This window comes from Variovorax humicola (genome assembly GCF_037889915.1).
GTDB lineage: Bacteria > Pseudomonadota > Gammaproteobacteria > Burkholderiales > Burkholderiaceae_C > Variovorax > Variovorax humicola.
In genome coordinates this window covers 1-17,014 of record NZ_JBBKZV010000047.1, presented here as the reverse complement: position 1 = coordinate 17,014, position 17,014 = coordinate 1, and the positions used below count along the sequence as shown (strand labels likewise).

Genomic DNA, 17,014 nt, shown 5'->3' with positions numbered 1-17,014 from the left:
CCACCATGTATGAACGAATCCTGGTTCCCATCGACGGCAGCAACACCTCGCTGCAGGGTCTGGACGAAGCGGTGCGGCTGGCCACGCTGACGCACGGACGCCTGCTGCTCGTGAACATCGTCGACCAGCTCAAGTACGTGACCGGCTACGAGACCTTCGGCTCGTACACCTCCGACCTGCTGCCCTACATGCAGCATGCCGGCGAGGAGATCCTGCAGCATGGCCTGGAGCGCGCGCAACGCGCCGGCATCCCGGCCGAGACAATGCTGTTCACCTCGCTGGCCGACCGGGTCTGCGACGTGGTCATCGGCCAGGCCGATGCCTGGAAGGCGGATCTCATCGTGATCGGCACCCACGGCCGGCACGGTGTCGGACGTGTGCTGCTCGGCAGCGATGCCGAGCAGATCCTTCGCATCTCCCCGGTGCCGGTCCTGCTGGTGCGCTCGAAGCACACCGATTCCGAGGCGCAGGCCGAGCCCGCGCCGGCCGCTGCCGATGTACCGCACCGCGTCTCCATCGCCGCTTGAGCTTGCACCGCCGGCCTCCTCCGGGCCGGCGCCGGCACTCGCGGTTGCGCCGGTGCCCGCGCGTCATCGGGTGCGCGAGGCGCTGCGGCGTTACGGCCTGTTCGCTCTGCTGGCCGTCTTTGGCATCGCGCTGATTCCGTGGGGGGCACCACGGCTTCTCTACGGCCCGCGCATCGACGTCGACCCGGTCATTCGGCGCGACTTCGTGCAGTCGGTGGTGGCGAGCGGGCATGTCGAGGCGCCGCATCGCGTCAGCATCGGAACCCAAGTCGTCGGAACGGCCCGCAGCGTGCCGGTGCAAGAAGGCCAGGTCGTGCGCGAAGGACAGGTGCTGGTGGCGCTCGACAGTGCCGAACTCGAAGCCACGGCCGCACAGGCCGACGCGGCGGTGCTGCAGGCGCAGGCGCGCATCCGCCAGCTCCGGGAAGTGCAGGCACCGATCGCCGAGCAGGCGATGCGGCAGGCGCGCATCAACCTGGCCAACGCGCAGGCCCAGCAGCGCCGCAATGCCGAACTGGCCCGCCAGGGCTTCATCGGCCAGGCCGCACTCGACGATTTCGACAAGGTAGTCAGCCTGGCACAGGCCCAGCTCATTTCGGCGACCAGCCAGCTCGCCACCACGCGGGCCGATGGCAGCGACTATGCCGTGGCTGCCACGGCACTCGCACAGGCGCGCGCGAGCGCGCAGGCGGCGCATGCGCGGCTTTCCTACGCCAGCATCGTCGCGCCCGTTGCCGGCACGCTGATCGACCGGGCGGTCGAGCCCGGCGACGTGGTCCAGCCCGGCAAGGCGCTGATGGTGCTGTCGCCTTCCGGCGCGACGCAGCTGGTGGTGCAGATCGACGAGAAGAACCTGCAGTTGCTCGCGCCGGGCCAGGCGGCACTGGTCTCGGCGGATGCCTATGCGGACCAGCGCTTTGCCGCGATGCTGGTCTACATCAATCCCGGCGTGGACGTGCAGCGCGGTTCGGTCGAGGTCAAGCTCGACGTGCCGCAGCCGCCGGCCTACCTGCGCCAGGACATGACGGTGTCCGTCGACATCCAGGTGGCATCGCGGCACGACGCGGTGCTGGTCCCGACGCAATCGGTGCGCCAGGCCGAGCGCGGCCAGCCCTGGGTGCTGAAGGTCGACGGCCACCGTGCCCGGCGCCAGCCGATCCGCCTCGGGATGCGTTCCGGCAGCATGAGCGAGGTGCTGGAAGGACTGCAGCCCGGCGACCTGGTGGTGCCCGCGGCGGCCAACGGCATCGTCGAGGGCTCGCGCCTGCGCGGCGTGCCGGCACGCCCGGCCCCGTGACGGTCCATGAATCACTGGCTTCCATTCGAATGGATCGTGGCATCGCGCTTCCTTCGCGAGGGACGCATGCAGACCGTCTTCATCATCGCCGGCATCACCATCGGCGTGGCTGTCATCATCTTCATGTCGGCGCTGCTGACCGGCCTGCAGGCGAATTTCATCCGGCGCGTCCTGACCGCCCAAGCGCACATCCAGCTTCTTCCGCCCAAGGAAATGGCGCGGCCGCTCGGCGCGGCAGTTGGCGGTGCTGCGGGGCTGGGCGAGATCCCGGTGGTGCAGGCGCCGCTGCAGCGCCTGAAGTCGATCGACCAATGGCAGGCACTGGCCCGGCAGATCCAGGCGATGCCGGAGGTGACGTTGGTATCGCCCGCTGCCACAGGCTCTGCGCTGGTGGTGCGCGGTGACGCGAGCCGCGCCATCTCGCTGATCGGCGTGACGCCGGAGCTCTACTTCCAGGTGGTCGACGTGCCGTCGAAGCTCGTCATGGGCAGCCCCCGCCTCACCAACACCGACATCCTGGTCGGCCTCGAGCTGGCCAGCGATCTCGGCGTGTCGATCGGCGACAAGCTGCGCGCCACCTCGGCCAACGGCGGCGACAACACGCTCACCGTGACGGGGATCTTCGACCTCGGCAACAAGGGCGCCAACCAGCGCACCACCTACGTGGCGCTGCGCACGGCGCAGTCCCTGCTGGGCCTGCCGGGCGGGGTGTCCAGCATCGACGTGAACCTGCGCGACATCTACGCGGCGGAGCGAGTGGCGCAGCGCATCACCCGCGAGACCGGGGTCGAGGCCGACAGCTGGATCGCGACCAACGCGCAGTTCTTCACCGCGGTACAGGCGCAGAAGACCTCCAACACGGCGATCCGCTTCTTCGTCGGCCTGTCGGTGGCCTTCGGCATCGCCAGCGTGCTGGTGGTGTCGGTGGTGCAGAAGTCGCGCGAGATCGGCATCCTGCGCGCCATGGGGGTCTCGCGCGCGCAGGTGCTGCGGGTGTTCCTGATCCAGGGCGGCTTGCTCGGCCTGCTCGGCGCCGTCGGCGGCTCGCTGATCGGCCTGGTCGCCCTGGGCCTGTGGCGTCGCTATGCGCTCAACCCCGACGGCACGCCGCTGTTTCCGCTGGCCATCGAGCCGGGGCTCTTCGTCGCCTCGCTGCTGCTGGCCACTCTGACCGGCCTGGCCGCCGCGTTCGCGCCCGCGCTGCGCGCGGCGCGGCTCGACCCCGTGGTGGCCATCCGTGGCTGAGGACGTGGTTTGCATGCGCGGCGTGCGCAAGGCCTTCAACATCGGCATGCCCAACGAGGCCGAAGTGCTCCATGGCATCGACCTGTCGCTGGCGCGCGGCGAGTTCTGCGCCGTGATGGGCCCGTCGGGCTCCGGCAAGAGCACGCTGCTCAACATCGTCGGCCTGCTCGACCGGCCCAGCAGCGGATCGCTGCGCATCTGCGGCGAGGAAACCACGCAGCTCGACGACCATGCGCTGACCCGGTTGCGCGGGCACAGCATCGGCTTCGTCTTCCAGTACCACAACCTCCTGTCGGCCTTCACCGCGCTGGAGAACGTGATGATGCCCATGCTCGGCGACGCCGGCTTCTTCAACGACCGCATGGCCGAGCGTGCCGCCGACCTGCTGGGCCGCGTCGGCCTGTCGAGGTGGCAGGACAGCCGGGTCGGCCAGTTGAGCGGCGGGCAGCAGCAGCGCGTCGCGGTGGCCCGCTCGCTCGCCATGAAGCCACCCCTGCTGCTCGCCGACGAGCCCACCGGCAACCTCGATACGCAGGCTGCGGATGCCGTGTTCGACCTGCTGCGCCAGGCCAATCGCGACAGCGGCATGGCCATCCTGTTCGTCACGCACAACCCGGCGCTGGCCGCGCGCTGCGACCGGACCATCCGGGTCGTCGACGGCATGCTGGCGGGGGCCGGGCAGGCATCGGGTGTGCCGCAGGCTTGAGATGGCGCAAGGTGCCGTTCGCAAAACGGATCGGCCATCTCGATGCCCGCCCACTCTGGCGTTTCCCTTGCCTTGCGGTTGTCGTTGATGCGCTCCGCCGCATGCAATCGATGCCTGGCGAGCTACCGGGGGATCGAACGTAGCGCGGCATTCTGAGCGGCTTGAGCTTGACCTTTCAGTGTCCCCGCAGACGAACGTCGGGCCGTGCGATGTCGATGCCCATGAGGGCCCGCGCGAAGAGGTAGTTGTTGCGTGTGCGCTCGCTCATGGAATCCATGTCGACGTGTCCCAGCGCATCGCAGGGAAATGCGAACGCCTGGCCGCCGTCGCACAGGCGGCAAAAGCGCAATTCGTAGCCGATGGAAGCATGCGATTCGTTCATCATCGTCTCCTTTGGAAGCCTTGAAACCGGGATCGCGCACTCTCTGGGGGCGCAGTTTCAATCTAAGCGTCCAATGTCAACGGCGTATCAATGCTTCGTGTCGTTTGGGAAGGGTTGGTGAACGGCCTGTCAAGCTTCGGAGCTTTTCCACCCAGGGGCGCCAGTCGCGCGTAGAAGAATCGCTTGGCGGTCTCGACCAGGGCAAGATAGGCCACCAGCATGCCCCCCAGCCACGCGAAGAAGACCAGGGGTGGCTGCTCGAAGTGGAAGAGCGCGCCCAGTGGCGTGAACGGCAGCGCCAGGGCGGTGGCCACCGCCAGCAGTGAAGTCGCCGTCAGCACGCCGCTCGGCCGGCTCGCCCATGGCCGTCCACGCGTGCGGATCACGAAGATCACCAGTACCTGCGTGACCAGGGATTCCATGAACCAGCCGGTGCGAAACAGCGCCTCATCGGCGTGCATGATGTGCAGCAACAGCCAGAAGGTCAGCGCGTCGAACGCAGAGCTGATGGTACCGAACAGCCACATGTAGCGCTGGACGAATGCCATGTCCAAAGTGCGCGGTCGGGTCAGGTCGCTCGCGTCCACCTGGTCGAGGGGGATGGCCGCCTCCGACAGGTCATAGAGGATGTTGTTGAGCAGGATCTGCGTCGGCAGCATCGGCAGGAAGGGCAGGAACACCGAAGCCACAGCCATGCTGAGCATGTTGCCGAAGTTCGAGCTGGTGCCCATCATGATGTACTTGAGCACGTTGCCAAAGGTGCGCCGGCCTTCGATGATGCCGTCGTGCAGCACGGACAGGTCGTGGTCGAGCATGACCATGTCTGCCACCTCGCGCGCCACGTCGGCGGCGCTATCGACAGTGATGCCGACGTCGGCGGATCGCAACGGTGGCGCGTCGTTGATACCGTCACCGAGGTAGCCCACCACATGGCCGCGCGCCTTGAAGGCGAGCACGATGCGGTTTTTTTGCGCCGGGTTGACGCGACAGAAAAGGGTGGTGCGCGACACGCGTGCACGCAGCGCGGATTCGTCCATCTGCGCGATCTCGCGGCCGGTCAGGACGCCCTCCACGGGAATGCCCAGCAGACCGCACAGGTGCTGTGTGACGAGCTCGCTATCGCCGCTGACGATCCTCACCTGCACGCCGCTGCGCGCGAGCGCGGCCAGGGCCTCGCCGGCACCGGACTTGGGCGGGTCGATGAAAGTGGCGAAGCCCGCGAACACGAGTTCGCGCTCGTCGCGCACGTTGGCATGGTCATGCTCGCACGACACCACGCGCCATGCGACGGCCAGTACGCGCAAGCCATCGCGTTCGAAGCCGCGGCAACGCTCGTGCAGAGCATCGATCGCAGCCGCGTCCAGTGGACTCGTGGCCTCGCCGTCCTGGCCGTCCCGGCTGCTGCACTGTGCGAGCACGTCATCGGGGGCGCCCTTGACCACGAGCCAGCGTTCCGCGCCGCGTTCGACCAGAACCGACACGCGCCGGCGTTCGAAGTCGAAGGGGACCTCGTCGATCTTGCGCCACGCCGAAACGTCGGCGTTGTGGGCCAGGATGGCATCGTCCAGCGGGCTCTTGAGTCCGCTTTCGAAGGCGCTGTTGAGGTGGGCCAGCATCAGCGTGCGGGGGCTGTCGCGTCCCTCGGCGTCGCAGCAACCGGCCAGGCTGATCTTTGCCTCGGTCAGCGTGCCGGTCTTGTCGGTGCACAGGACGTCCATCGAGCCGAGATTCTGGATGGCCGGCAGCCGCTTCACGATCACACGGCGCTTCGCCATGCGCATCGCGCCGCGCGACAGCGTGACCGAGACCACCATCGGCAGCAGCTCGGGCGTGAGGCCCACCGCCAGTGCCACCGCGAACAGGAACGAATCGAGCAGTGGCCGGTGCAGCCAGGCATTGAACAGCAGCACGAAGAGCACGAGCAGGATCGTGAGCCGCATGATCATCAGGCCGAAACGGTGGGTCCCGATCTCGAAGGCCGTGGGCTCTGGTGGCGCGAGCAGGCTGTGCGCCACCTCGCCCAGCGCGGTGGAGCGGCCCGTCGCCATCACAAGGACCTGTGCGCTTCCGCTGACCACGGTGCTGCCCGTGAACACCGCATTGACGGCCTGCTGCAGTTCGCTGGCGTCGGCGGGAAGGGTGCCCGGGCGCTTCTCGACCGGGTAGGACTCGCCGGTGAGGAGGCCCTGGTTGACGAAGAAGTCTCTCGCTTCCAGCACGCGGCCGTCCGCCGGCACGCGGTCGCCCGCCGAGAGGTGCACAAGGTCGCCGGGCACGATCTCCATGACGGCAACCTCGCGGGCCTGCCCGTCGCGCACGACGCTCGCGCGCAGGGCTACAGAGGCGCGCAGCTTCTCGGCCGCATTGCTCGCACGATGCTCCTGCACGAAGTCGATCGTCACGCTCAGCAGCACCATTGCCATGATGATGATGAAATTGGCGACGTCCCCCGTCATTGCCGACACCGCACTGGCTGCCAGCAGGATCAGCACGAGCGGGTTGCGAAAGCGCAGGATGAACTGCACGAGCAAGGACTGGCGTTCATGTTCCTCGAAGGTATTGGGACCCCGTTCGATGAGCGCCTGGGCGGCGCGCTCCTGTGTCAGTCCTGCGGCGGCGAATGGCGCTTCACCACTCCACCAGGGCGCGGTGTGTCCGTCGGCCCCCGTGCGGCCCGAAGTCGTCATTTGGCGATGGCCTGGAGCCGCTCGAGGAACACGCGCTGTGCCTCGTGGATGTGCAATCGGGCCGCCTCGAGGTTGAACCATGCCGCACGGTCGACCTCGGCAAACGCCCGACGCTGTCCGGAACGAGGTGGCCATTCCATTTCGAAGGCGTTGGAGACCAGAGCAGCGGGATCGGCATCGCCCTCAAACGCCCAGGCGGTGACCCGCTTTCCGCTGCGCTGGCGGACTTCGCCGAGCCCGATCCATTGCGTGCCTGGCGCAAAGCCCGTTTCCTCGGCAAATTCGCGCTTCGCGGCGTCGAGGGGGTCTTCGGATGCATCGTTCATCTCGCCCTTGGGAATGGACCAGGCACCGAGATCGCGACCCGCCCACAATGGCCCGCCCGGGTGAACCAGCAGCACTTCGAGCGTGCCGCAGCGGCGGCGATACATCAGTAGCCCCGCGCTGCGCCGGCCGATGCGTCGTGACGGGCTGTCCATGCGCAGGATTGTGTGCTGCGCGGGAAGTCCTTCGCGCTGCTGGGCGGACGTCGCAGCTTCCACGGCCTCTATTCGATCGACAGCGCTGTCGACGGGATGCTCACGCGAGCGGCCACCTTTGGGGCATCGGCCACCGCGGCTTCCTCGGGCGAGCGCACCAGCAACACCGGCACGGACGCGATGCGCAGGATGCTTTCCGCGCCACTTCCGAGGAACATGCGCCCGATGCCGCGCCGGCCATGCGTGCCAAGCACGATCAGGTCTGCCGGCCAGCTGGACGCTTCTGCCGCCACCAGTTCGGCTACCTTGCCGTTGAAGCTGTCGTGCAGCACGACCTCGGCGTCGATGTCGGCAGCAAGTGCCTCCGCCTTGGCACCCTTGAGCAGCTTCATGCCGGCTTCGCGCAGGGTGTCGAGCCAATTGCCGGCATGGCCCGCATAGGCGTCCATCGCCAGTGCAAAGGACAGTTCATCAATGACGTGAACCAGGCGCAAGCGGCCCTTGGTTAGTTTGGCCAGGCGGATCGCCTCCTGCAGGCCGCGCGAGGAGGTATGGCTGCCGTCGATGGGAACAAGGATCTTCTGGTACATCGCAATCTCCTTTTGTGATGGGATGCGGCCAGTATGAAAACGGCGGTACGCCGTGGGTTTGATGTGGCGCAAGCAAATTCGATCTCGCGCGCAGGGCCGTTCGTCTATCGGCGCGCAAGGATTGATCTGGCGCAAGCGGGCAAGGCGCAAGTTGCGCGAATCTTCAATGCACCCCCATAGGAGGCATCGCATGACCCAGCAAGTCACCACCCACACCACCACTCGCATCATCCGGGAAGAGCATGCCGCGCTGTCGGCGATGCTGAGGTCCATCCTCATGTTGCTCGCACAGCACCGGCGAGACGGCACCTTGCCTGACTTTGCGGCGCTGCGCGCCATGCTGTTCTACGTCGACGAGTTTCCCGAGAAGCGTCACCACCGCAAAGAGTCCGAACTGCTTTTTCCGAAGCTGCGTTCAAGGACACCGATGTCACGTGAACTGCTCGATCGGTTGGATGACGACCACGATCGCGGCGAGAGGAAGATTCGCAACGTCGAGCATGCCCTGCTGGCTTTCGAGATGATGGGCGACTCACGCCGGCAGGCTTTCGAGACCGCGATGGAACGCTACGTGGATTTCTACCTGGCGCACATGGCTATGGAAGAACGCGAAATCCTACCGTTGGCCGAACAGGTGCTCACCGAGGAGGATTGGATTGAACTCGATCGCGCCTTCGGCACGAATCATGATCCATTGACCGGATGCAAGCCGGATGCCGAGTACACCGCCTTGTTCACCCGGATTGTCAAAGCAATACCGGCTCCTATTGGATTGGGTGCGGCAAGCTCCGCCTGACGTTAGGTGGCTTACATCGAGGCCGTCCAGCACGTCCCTCAAGCGCGGCAACGCGTCGGCTTGCTCGAGCGTTCGGCAATAGGCGTCCGCGGTGATGGCGAAGCCGTTGGGCACATGCACACCGTGCGGGGTGAGTGCGCGATACATCTCGCCGAGCGATGCGTTCTTGCCGCCCACGGTCGGCACGTTGTCGGCGCCCAGCTTGGAAAACCAGCGGATGAAGGTTGCTTGCGGGGACATTGGCGTCCCCTCGACGTTTTGCGGTATGCGATACGGCTCGGTCGTGCGCTGCTCATTCCTTGCCGTCCTGCATCGCAGCACGAACGAGCAGCACGGGCACCGGCGAGATGCGAAGGATCTGCTCGGCGCTGCTGCCCAGCATGGCTCGCTGGAGACCGCGCCTGCCGTGCGTTCCGATCACGATGAGATCGGCGCCCCACGACGCCGCTTCCCGCGTCACCATCTCTGCCACGCGATCGTTGAAGGTGTCGTACACGACGCCATCCGCCTCGACGCCTGCCACCGCGGCCTTGCCCTTGGCGATGGTGAGGAGCGTGGCAGCATCCTTGCGCAGGTCGTCCAGGGAGGCTCCGGACACGCCGCCATAGGCGTCCAGTGCAAATGCAAAGGACAGGTTGTCGATGCAGTGCACCAAGCGAAGGCGGCCATGCGTCAGCTCGGCCATGCGGATCGCTTGGGCAAGACCTTCGTCGGACGTCGCGCTGCCGTCGACAGGAACAAGAATTCGCTGGTACATGGAGCACTCCTTTGCGGCGCTGAATCGGTCGTCGACTACGTGATTGGCCAACGCATGAAACGCAACGGGCACATGCAGTGGACTCGCGTCGGAGCAAACGCGCTGCTGCAGATGCGTTGCGCCGTACTCAATGGGCAAGACGTCAGAAACTTCAAGCGCTGGTATCCGCCGAATCGATCGGCCGCGACCCCCACGACACCTTCACTGATCCCCCAGATCCAGCCTCCGATTTTGCCGCTCCCGACGCGCGCTGCCCGAAGCGGGCGCGATGAAGGACGACGGGCAGGGTGCCCGTGTCGACTGCAACTACAGGCCGGCGGCAACGCCGTCCCGGGCAGCGGGGTCGCGCACCGGCTGCGCGGCCGGGTTCACGGTCAGGCGGTTGATCAGGGTCCTGACACCCTCGACGCGCCGGACGGCGGCTTCGGCCGCCACTCTCTGGCGTTCGTCCACCAAGATGCCGCGCAGGATGACGACGCCTTCCTTGACGCGCACGTCCACAGCACAGGCATCGATCGCGGGCTCCCAGTTGAGGGCCGCGAAGACTTCGTGTCGCAGTTCCATGTCCGGGTTCATGAGGCGGCTCCTTGTGCTGGTTGGTTTCCGTTTGCGCCGACGCGCGGATCGACATCCTGGTTTCTTCGCGCCACCTGCCGGCTTCGCTCCGACGCCTGGACGCCAGCCTCGGCAGGCGGTTGCGCCGAAGTGATGCGCCGCCGGAAGGCCCGCAGCGAGCAGGGCGATTCGCGAAGCTTGCTGGCGAGCAGTGCCGCCGCACGCTTGAAATCCGACGATGTGGCTGGCATGGCGGCTCCTCAGGTGGCGCCGGCTTCGGCGGGCTCGAGGGCGGGGCGTGCCGGCACGGCCTGCGCCCCGGGCGATGCGGCGCGCACGAGCAGCACCGGCACCGGCGCGCGACGCAGCACGTCCTCCGCTTCGCTTCCATAGAGCAGGCGGTCGACGCCGTGCCGGCCGTGGGTGCCGATCACGATGAGGTCAGCGTGCCAGGCGATCGCCTCGGCGATGATGACTTCCGAGGTGCGCGCCGCCAGGTTCTTCAGCAGCCGCGTCTGCACTTCGACACCATGCGTTGCGGCACGGTCGCCGGCACGCTGGAGGATGCGCTTGCCCGCGCGTTCCATGGCCGGGAGCGCGTCGTTGAAGAACACCTCGCAGGGCTCGAAGCCGGTGACGTGATCGGTGATCTCGATGACGTGGACGAGGCAAAGGGTCGCCTTGGCCAGCCTGGCCAGTTCGGCGGCCTCGTCCAATCCCTTGTTGGAGGTGTCGCTGCCGTCGACGGCCACCAGGATTCTTTGGTACATGGGGCTTCCTTTCCTTGGCCGATTCATGCTGGCGGATGCGCGGCCATATCTTTTTCGAGCAGGCGGGTCCGCGTTTCGAGCCACCATGCCGGCGTGTCCCCGGCGAGCGTCTCCGTCGTGCAGGTGAACGGATGAAATCCCCGCTCGAAGCGGGTCGCGACGTGGCCATCCTCGAATGCCACCTCGGTGGCTGCGCCGAGCCACTCGCGCGGCAGCGGATGCCGCGCGTGGGGGTTGTGGACCAGCACCGTGCCCTCGTTCCAGGCTTCCCGTTGCGTGCCACGCTGGCCCACCTCGTAGACAAAGCCGGCTGGCGCGTCCAGGTCGCCTTGGGCGCCGAGGCAACTGCCATGGCGCAACAGGTGCACGGCTCGGGAGCCGTGCCCCTCCTGTGCGAGGCGGTTGAACTTGGAGACCGTGGCGTCGCAGCAGAACAGGATGCCCGAGATGTGCTCGGCACCGCCCAGGCCGAAGAACCCTTCCGGAAGCACTGCACCGATCTCTTGCGAGGGTGGCGCGCCGAAGAGGAAATGCAGCACCGCCGATGGTGGGGCGCCGTGCGGGAGTTCCATGTGCTCGAAGTCCTGGACCGCGATGACGAAAGGCAGCCCGTCCGTGTGGGGCAGAGCCCACTGCCGTTGCTGGAGCTTGCGAATGAGGCTGCCGCCGGCGCCTGCGCGCGGCTGTTCGTCCCGCGGCGATCCCGAAGCCGGACCGCTGCCATCGCCGAACTGGATCCCGACCGTCAGGGCATCGACCGCGGCGCGGATACCGCCCCGGGCCAGGAGAAAAGCAGGATCGCGATGGCTGCGGTCCACCTGGTGGCCGCCCGAGCGGAACATCTCGAACAGGTAGATCTCGAGCAACGCTGCCTCGAAGCTGCCGGTCTGGAATCGCTCGGCGAACTCACGGTCCGGAAAGTCCCCCTGCAACGCACGCAGCAGGTCGCGTGCCGGTGCCAGCAAGGGACTGTCTCGCAGTTGCCGGAAACCGGGGTGAAGTGCCTCCTCCGGCCGCCCGGCGTCATCGAAAAGGTCGACCGCCGGCGGCTGGAGACCGTCGTCGTCGGCACGTGGCGGGAAAGAGTCGGACATCGCGTTCTCCTGCATGGCGGTGGATCGACTGTAGGAACCATGCGCGATGCCGGTCTTGATCTGGCGCAATCAATGGGACACATGGAAAGAAAAGGCCCGCCATCCTTGCGGATCGGCGGGCCTGGTGAAGGTCCCGGCCCCTGCGCTGACGCGCGCGCTGACTGAGCCTGGCTTCAACCCACGGCATCGGGCGGATGCCGCGAAATCCCTCGCGCGGGGGATGCGTTCACTGTAGTCTTCCTCGCGTTGGAGGGCTTGACGCAGGTCAAGGAATGTCCGGTCTCCAGTCATCCCTGGTCATTCTTTGCCTCGGCGCGAACGAGCAGCACGGGCACCGGCGACAGGCGAAGGATCTGTTCCGCGCTGCTGCCCAGCATGGCTCGCCGCACACCGCGCCTGCCATGCGTTCCGATCACGATGAGATCCGCCTGCCAGGACGCCGTTTCGCGCATCACCATCTCCGCCACGGAATCGTAGAGGTTGTCGTACACGACGCCCTCTGCCTCGACGCCTGCTGCCGCAGCCCTGTCCTTGGCGCCGTGCAGAAGGGCGGCGGCCTTCTTGCGCAGGTCATCCAGAAAGCCGCCCGCGACGCCGGCGAAGGCGTCCACCGTAAACGCGAACGACAGCTCATCGATGCAGTGCATCAAGCGCAGGCGGCCATGCGTCAGCGCAGCCAGCCGGACGGCCTCGGCAAGACCGGCGCTGGACGCCGCACTGCCGTCGAAAGGCACAAGCAGTCGTTGGTACATGGGGTACCTCCATGGTGGGGCGGTGGGTGTCTACTTCACGACGAAGACCGGCTGCTTCGCCAGCGCCATCACCTTGTGCACGACAGAGCCGAGCAACATGTCGGCCACCGCGCCGCGCCCCTTGGAACCCAGCACGATCATGTCGAACTTGCCTTCGTTCGCGCATGCGACGATCTCCTGCGCGACATGGCCCGTGCGGATCTCCATGTCGTAGCCGATGTCATCGGCTTTCAGCAGCTTGATGGCTGGCTTCATCTCCTTCTCGCTGAGTTCGCGCAGGTAGTCCGCGACCTGGTCCTTGCCGACGAAGGACCTCGCATGCCTCAGGCCGGCGTCGTCATGCACGCTGATCAGCGTGATCTTGTTTCTGGTGCGCAAGAGATGCGCGAGTCGCGCCGCGTACTTCACGGCGCGCAGGGCATATTTGGAGCCATCGGTTGCGACAAGGATCTTCATGAAAATGCTCTCTTTCGTCAGGCCGTCTGCCGGCTCAGCGTGATGGGGTGAACGGGGCGAGGGGCGCCTTCTGCGCGGACGAGTTCCTCGCCGAAGGATTGAAGGCGCTGCGCATGGCTGCCGCTCTCGACTTCGCGCTGCGTGAAGGCTGCGTGGAGGAGGGGCGCGCGACCGAGAATTCGTGAGACCTCGTCCACCGCATTGGCAGCGCCACCGCCGCCCATCACCGAGACGACGGCGACGTCCGGCAGGTGGTCTTGTCGCCGCATCACGAAGCTGCGCATGGGACTGGCCAGGCGCCAGGCCCAGATCGGCGACACGAGCACCACGGCGTCGAACGACTTTGGCAACGGGCCGTCGTAGCGAATGGGCGGATGGCGACGCAGCATCGAGTCGAGCACGCTGCGCAGGTAGCCCGGGAGGCCCCTGCGCGGCAACTCATCCGTGATTTCAGCGAGGGTCCAGCCATGCTGCTCGCAAAGCAGCTGGGCGACCTTGCGCGAAGTGCCTGTATGGGAATAGAACACCACGAGTACCTTGCTCATGATCGGCTCCTTTGCGTGAGTTGATGAAAGTCCTGGCCTGTGGGCAGTGCGTGCGCCCGGGGAACAAGAGGGTTCCGTCGTGCGCTCATGCTCGCGGAGCGGACCGCCGAGGGGGTTGCGCTGGATCAAGGGACCATCGACTCGGGTGGCGCACTCGCTGGATCCGGTTGATGAGCAGATTGCGGCGTCTCCCGCTGGGAATGGCCGCGGTGGCTGTCGATATGCCCACGGTGCCCGGACTTGATGCGCCGCAAGACCAATCCAGGCGCGGCGGCGCAGACTGCGGGGCTCCCGTCACCGAGCCCCCATGGACCTCATCGCCTCGCCCACTCAACCGTCGCCTGCCGCGCACACACGCACCGATGCCACGGCGTTGCTGCGGCTTGTGGAAGCGACCCTGCTCGAATTGCATCCCGACGCGGCGGACCTGCCGCCGGTCACGCTCGCCAGCCGGCTCGACCAGGATCTGGGCCTCGACAGCCTTGCCCGCACGGAACTGCTGCTTCGCGCAGAGCAGGCGTTCGGCGTGTCCTTGCCGGAAGACGCACTGGTGACGGCCGAGAAGGTGAAGGACTTGCTGCACGCCCTTGAGCGCGGCCACCCTGTCGACCTTGCCCCGGCCAAGTCGGCACCGCGGCCCTCGCCCGCGCCGCTTGCGCCACCCGCACCCGATGCGGCGGGCGAGCCGGCATCCGCTTCCACCTTGCTGGAAGTGCTGGCCTGGCACGCGCGGGAGCATCCCGGTCGCACCCAGGTGACGGTGCTGCAAGACGGGGAAGAGCGCCCCATCACCTACGGTGCGCTCGCAGCCGATGCGGCGGCGCTGGCCGCCGGGCTGCAGGCACTGGGCGTCGCGCCACGGGAGACCGTGGCCATCATGCTGCCGACCTGCCCCGAATATTTCAGCACCTATCTGGGCATCCTGATGGCGGGAGCGATCCCGGTGCCCATCTACCCACCGGGTCGGCCCTCGCAAATCGAAGAGCACGTGCTGAGGCATGCCGCCTTGCTGGACAACGCCCGCGCCGTGGCGCTGGTGACGGTGCCGGAGGGGCGGCTGGTCGCGCGCATGCTGCAGGCCCGGGTGAAAGGCCTGCGGACGGTGCTCACGCCGCAGCAGCTCACCGCGCACGGCGCGACGCCGGCGCCGCTTGCCGTGTCCGGCAAGGACGTCGCCTTCATCCAGTACACATCGGGCAGCACCGGAAGTCCCAAGGGCGTCGTGCTCTCGCATGCCAACCTGCTCGCCAACATCCGCGCCATGGCACAGGCGATCGAAGCCAGCCCGGCCGACGTGTTCGTCAGCTGGCTGCCTCTGTACCACGACATGGGCCTCATCGGCGCCTGGCTCGGCAGCCTTTACGTCGGCATGCCGCTGGTGGTCATGTCGCCTCTGGCCTTCCTGGCGCGGCCCTCGCGCTGGCTGCAGGCGCTGCAGCGCTGGCGCGGGACGATCTCGGCCGGGCCGAACTTCGCCTACGAGTTGTGCCTCCGGCAGATCGACGATGCGGCGCTGGCCGACCTCGACCTGCGCTCGGTGCGCCTGCTGTTCAACGGTGCCGAAGCGGTCAGCGCCGCGACCGTACGCCGCTTCAGCGAGCGCTTTGCGGCCTGTGGCCTGCGCGCCGAGGCCATGGCGCCCGTGTACGGGCTGGCGGAGTCATCGGTGGGGCTGCTGTTCCCGCCGCTCGGCCGGGTGGCGCCGGTGGACGCAGTGCAGCGCGAGGCCTTCAGCCGCGAAGGCCGGGCGCTGTCGACGCGCTCCGACGACGCGAACGCGCTGCGCTTTGTCGGTTGCGGCAGGCCGCTGTCCGGACATGCGGTGCGAATCGTCGACGGGGATGGCCACGAGCTTGGAGAGCGCCAGGAAGGGCGGCTGGAGTTCCGTGGCCCGTCGGCAACGCACGGCTACTTTCGCGACCCGCAGAAGACCGCGCAACTGTTGCACGACGGCTGGCTCGACAGCGGCGATCGCGCCTATGCGGCCGCGGGCGACATCTACATCACGGGCCGGGTGAAGGACATCGTGATCCGCGCCGGCCGCAATCTCTATCCGCAGGAGATCGAGGATGCGGTCGGGCAGGTGGAGGGCATCCGCAAGGGCTGCGTCGCGGTCTTCGGCAGCCCCGACGTTGCGACCGGCACGGAGCGCCTGGTCGTGTTGGCGGAGGCCAGGCCCGCCACCGCCGATGAGCCGCGCCTGCGGCAGGCGGTGGCAAGGGCCGTGATCGACACCATCGGAGAGCCGCCGGACGACGTTGTGCTCGCGCCGCCGCACACCGTGCTCAAGACCTCCAGCGGCAAGATCCGGCGCTCTGCATGCCGCGCGCTGTACGAGGGCCGCGGCGGCCGTTTCGGCCCGGACGCCCGGCACCTGCAGTTGTTGCGGCTGGCGGCGGGCGCGGCCCGCATGCAACTGGCGCGCGCCGCCCGGTCGGCGGGTGAGCTGCTGTTTGCGATGCATGGGGCGCTCGTGTTCGGTCTGCTCGCGCCGCCTGCCTGGCTGCTGACTGTGGCGCAGCCCCGTCCCGCACGCGCGTGGGCCGTCAGTCGCGCAGCGGCGCGGGTGTTCTTTGCGCTCACGGGCATGGCGCCCCGGATCGAGGGCCTGCAGAACCTTCCTGAGGGCCCCTGCGTGCTCGTGAGCAACCACGGCAGCTACCTCGACGGGGCGATCCTGTTGGCGGCCTTGTCGCGGCCGTGCGTTTTCGTGGCCAAGGCCGAACTGGGGCCGCAGCGCGTCGTCGGCCTGTTCCTGCGCCGGCTCGGCGCTGTCTTCGTCGAGCGTTTCGACCCGCGCCGCGCGGCGGAAGACACACATGAAATGACTTCGCATACCCGACGGGGAGATGTCCTGCTGGTGTTCCCTGAAGGGACGTTCGGGGCCGCGCCGGGCCTGTTGCCGTTCCGGCTCGGCGCCTTCCTCACGGCGGCGCAGGCGCAGGTGCCGGTGGCGCCCGTGGTCCTGCACGGCAACCGTGCGGCACTGCCGGACGGCAGCTGGAGGCTTCGCCGCGTGCGGCTGGAAGTCGAGGTGCTGCCGCCGGTCCCGCAGCCGCCGCCGGGTGAGCTCCTGGGGCGCGCGGTGCGCTTGCGAGACGCGGCCTACGCGGCCATGGCCGCACGGGTGGATGCGGGCGAGGAGCAGCTGTGAACTCGGGGCAAGGCCCAGGCATTGCGGCACTGCACCCGGGCGTGCCAGTCAGGTTCGATGCTGGCGCACGTACCGCAATGCCTGCTGCTGCGCGTGGCGAAGCGCTTCGGCCCGCGTTGACGCGCATGGCGTATCACGCGCGAAAGATCGATTTCACAGGCGGCGCGCTCTCCGATGAGTCGCGCGGTGGGGTGGGCGAGGACGCTGAAGCACGGGTGGTCC

At 67.5% G+C, this 17,014-nt stretch carries 17 protein-coding genes and 1 pseudogene; 6 read left to right on the top strand and 12 right to left on the bottom strand.

The annotated features are described in order from the left end of the window. Positions 1–5 precede the first annotated feature (5 nt). Genes WKW80_RS34190 through WKW80_RS34175 form a run of 4 tightly spaced genes read left to right on the top strand, consistent with a single transcriptional unit; the run spans position 6 to position 3,775 of the window. Positions 6–527 carry a universal stress protein gene (locus WKW80_RS34190; protein ID WP_340368022.1) on the top strand — a complete coding sequence of 174 codons (522 nt, stop codon included), beginning with the start codon at positions 6–8 and terminating at the stop codon, positions 525–527. After that, positions 496–1,824 carry an efflux RND transporter periplasmic adaptor subunit gene (locus tag WKW80_RS34185; protein WP_340368021.1) on the top strand — a complete coding sequence of 443 codons (1,329 nt, stop codon included), beginning with the start codon at positions 496–498 and terminating at the stop codon, positions 1,822–1,824. Before WKW80_RS34190 ends, WKW80_RS34185 begins: the two co-directional genes overlap by 32 nt. 6 nt (positions 1,825–1,830) lie before the next feature. Continuing rightward, entirely contained in the window at positions 1,831–3,069 is a 1,239-nt protein-coding gene (locus WKW80_RS34180; RefSeq protein ID WP_340368020.1) for an ABC transporter permease, read from the top strand. Further along, positions 3,062–3,775, top strand: a complete 714-nt coding sequence (locus tag WKW80_RS34175) for an ABC transporter ATP-binding protein (protein WP_422823027.1) — start codon at positions 3,062–3,064, stop codon at positions 3,773–3,775. The genes WKW80_RS34180 and WKW80_RS34175 overlap by 8 nt, the downstream gene beginning before the upstream one ends. Before the next feature lie 175 nt (positions 3,776–3,950). On the opposite strand, the gene WKW80_RS34170 is transcribed toward WKW80_RS34175, so the two are convergent. From WKW80_RS34170 to WKW80_RS34155, 4 genes are all read right to left on the bottom strand, one after another. Then, on the bottom strand, positions 3,951–4,157 hold the full coding sequence (locus WKW80_RS34170; RefSeq protein WP_340368019.1) for a hypothetical protein: 207 nt from the start codon (positions 4,155–4,157) through the stop codon (positions 3,951–3,953). A gap of 62 nt (positions 4,158–4,219) precedes the next feature. Beyond that, positions 4,220–6,844: a magnesium-translocating P-type ATPase gene (gene mgtA / locus WKW80_RS34165; protein WP_340368018.1), complete on the bottom strand. Its 2,625-nt coding sequence runs from the start codon at positions 6,842–6,844 to the stop codon at positions 4,220–4,222. Continuing rightward, positions 6,841–7,323: an NUDIX hydrolase gene (locus WKW80_RS34160; protein ID WP_340368017.1), complete on the bottom strand. Its 483-nt coding sequence runs from the start codon at positions 7,321–7,323 to the stop codon at positions 6,841–6,843. The genes mgtA and WKW80_RS34160 overlap by 4 nt, the downstream gene beginning before the upstream one ends. A 68-nt stretch (positions 7,324–7,391) precedes the next feature. Continuing rightward, the gene (locus WKW80_RS34155) at positions 7,392–7,913 is read right to left on the bottom strand and encodes a universal stress protein (RefSeq protein WP_340368016.1); all 522 of its coding nucleotides are present in this window, start codon (positions 7,911–7,913) and stop codon (positions 7,392–7,394) included. A 190-nt stretch (positions 7,914–8,103) separates the two neighbouring features. Here WKW80_RS34155 and WKW80_RS34150 point away from each other — a divergent pair, with 190 nt between their 5' ends. Beyond that, positions 8,104–8,709, top strand: coding sequence for a hemerythrin domain-containing protein (locus tag WKW80_RS34150; RefSeq protein WP_340368015.1), 606 nt, complete (start codon positions 8,104–8,106; stop codon positions 8,707–8,709). A 15-nt stretch (positions 8,710–8,724) separates the two neighbouring features. On the opposite strand, the pseudogene WKW80_RS34145 reads toward WKW80_RS34150, so the two are convergent. From WKW80_RS34145 to WKW80_RS34110, 8 genes and pseudogenes are all read right to left on the bottom strand, one after another. Next, a pseudogene (locus tag WKW80_RS34145) lies at positions 8,725–8,949 on the bottom strand (PEP/pyruvate-binding domain-containing protein); the annotation flags it as partial. Between the two features lie 52 nt (positions 8,950–9,001). Beyond that, positions 9,002–9,466, bottom strand: coding sequence for a universal stress protein (locus WKW80_RS34140; protein WP_340368014.1), 465 nt, complete (start codon positions 9,464–9,466; stop codon positions 9,002–9,004). Positions 9,467–9,772: 306 nt separating this feature from the next. After that, positions 9,773–10,042 carry a BON domain-containing protein gene (locus WKW80_RS34135; protein ID WP_340368013.1) on the bottom strand — a complete coding sequence of 90 codons (270 nt, stop codon included), beginning with the start codon at positions 10,040–10,042 and terminating at the stop codon, positions 9,773–9,775. A 239-nt stretch (positions 10,043–10,281) separates the two neighbouring features. Further along, the gene (locus WKW80_RS34130) at positions 10,282–10,791 is read right to left on the bottom strand and encodes a universal stress protein (protein WP_340368012.1); all 510 of its coding nucleotides are present in this window, start codon (positions 10,789–10,791) and stop codon (positions 10,282–10,284) included. 23 nt (positions 10,792–10,814) lie between these two features. Continuing rightward, positions 10,815–11,885, bottom strand: coding sequence for a hypothetical protein (locus tag WKW80_RS34125; protein ID WP_340368011.1), 1,071 nt, complete (start codon positions 11,883–11,885; stop codon positions 10,815–10,817). 287 nt (positions 11,886–12,172) lie between these two features. Then, entirely contained in the window at positions 12,173–12,619 is a 447-nt protein-coding gene (locus WKW80_RS34120) for a universal stress protein (RefSeq protein WP_422823026.1), read from the bottom strand. A 48-nt stretch (positions 12,620–12,667) separates the two neighbouring features. Then, complete coding sequence (locus WKW80_RS34115; protein WP_340368009.1) at positions 12,668–13,093, bottom strand: universal stress protein; 426 nt, start codon at positions 13,091–13,093, stop codon at positions 12,668–12,670. Positions 13,094–13,110: 17 nt separating this feature from the next. Further along, on the bottom strand, positions 13,111–13,638 hold the full coding sequence (locus WKW80_RS34110) for a flavodoxin family protein (protein ID WP_340368008.1): 528 nt from the start codon (positions 13,636–13,638) through the stop codon (positions 13,111–13,113). Positions 13,639–13,945: 307 nt separating this feature from the next. Between WKW80_RS34110 and WKW80_RS34105 the strand changes: the two genes are divergently transcribed. Beyond that, positions 13,946–16,792: an AMP-binding protein gene (locus tag WKW80_RS34105; protein ID WP_340368007.1), complete on the top strand. Its 2,847-nt coding sequence runs from the start codon at positions 13,946–13,948 to the stop codon at positions 16,790–16,792. Positions 16,793–17,014: the final 222 nt, after the last annotated feature.

Bases quoted from the DNA above. Each gene is read 5' to 3' on its own strand.
- WKW80_RS34105 (WP_340368007.1), top strand. From the start codon at position 13,946: ATGGACCTCATCGCCTCGCCCACTCAACCGTCGCCTGCCGCGCACACA.
- WKW80_RS34110 (WP_340368008.1), bottom strand. From the start codon at position 13,638: ATGAGCAAGGTACTCGTGGTGTTCTATTCCCATACAGGCACTTCGCGC.
- WKW80_RS34190 (WP_340368022.1), top strand. From the start codon at position 6: ATGTATGAACGAATCCTGGTTCCCATCGACGGCAGCAACACCTCGCTG.
- WKW80_RS34115 (WP_340368009.1), bottom strand. From the start codon at position 13,093: ATGAAGATCCTTGTCGCAACCGATGGCTCCAAATATGCCCTGCGCGCC.
- WKW80_RS34130 (WP_340368012.1), bottom strand. From the start codon at position 10,791: ATGTACCAAAGAATCCTGGTGGCCGTCGACGGCAGCGACACCTCCAAC.
- WKW80_RS34160 (WP_340368017.1), bottom strand. From the start codon at position 7,323: ATGGACAGCCCGTCACGACGCATCGGCCGGCGCAGCGCGGGGCTACTG.
- WKW80_RS34125 (WP_340368011.1), bottom strand. From the start codon at position 11,885: ATGTCCGACTCTTTCCCGCCACGTGCCGACGACGACGGTCTCCAGCCG.
- WKW80_RS34140 (WP_340368014.1), bottom strand. From the start codon at position 9,466: ATGTACCAGCGAATTCTTGTTCCTGTCGACGGCAGCGCGACGTCCGAC.
- WKW80_RS34150 (WP_340368015.1), top strand. From the start codon at position 8,104: ATGACCCAGCAAGTCACCACCCACACCACCACTCGCATCATCCGGGAA.
- WKW80_RS34135 (WP_340368013.1), bottom strand. From the start codon at position 10,042: ATGAACCCGGACATGGAACTGCGACACGAAGTCTTCGCGGCCCTCAAC.
- mgtA (WP_340368018.1), bottom strand. From the start codon at position 6,844: ATGACGACTTCGGGCCGCACGGGGGCCGACGGACACACCGCGCCCTGG.
- WKW80_RS34180 (WP_340368020.1), top strand. From the start codon at position 1,831: ATGAATCACTGGCTTCCATTCGAATGGATCGTGGCATCGCGCTTCCTT.
- WKW80_RS34155 (WP_340368016.1), bottom strand. From the start codon at position 7,913: ATGTACCAGAAGATCCTTGTTCCCATCGACGGCAGCCATACCTCCTCG.
- WKW80_RS34170 (WP_340368019.1), bottom strand. From the start codon at position 4,157: ATGAACGAATCGCATGCTTCCATCGGCTACGAATTGCGCTTTTGCCGC.
- WKW80_RS34185 (WP_340368021.1), top strand. From the start codon at position 496: ATGTACCGCACCGCGTCTCCATCGCCGCTTGAGCTTGCACCGCCGGCC.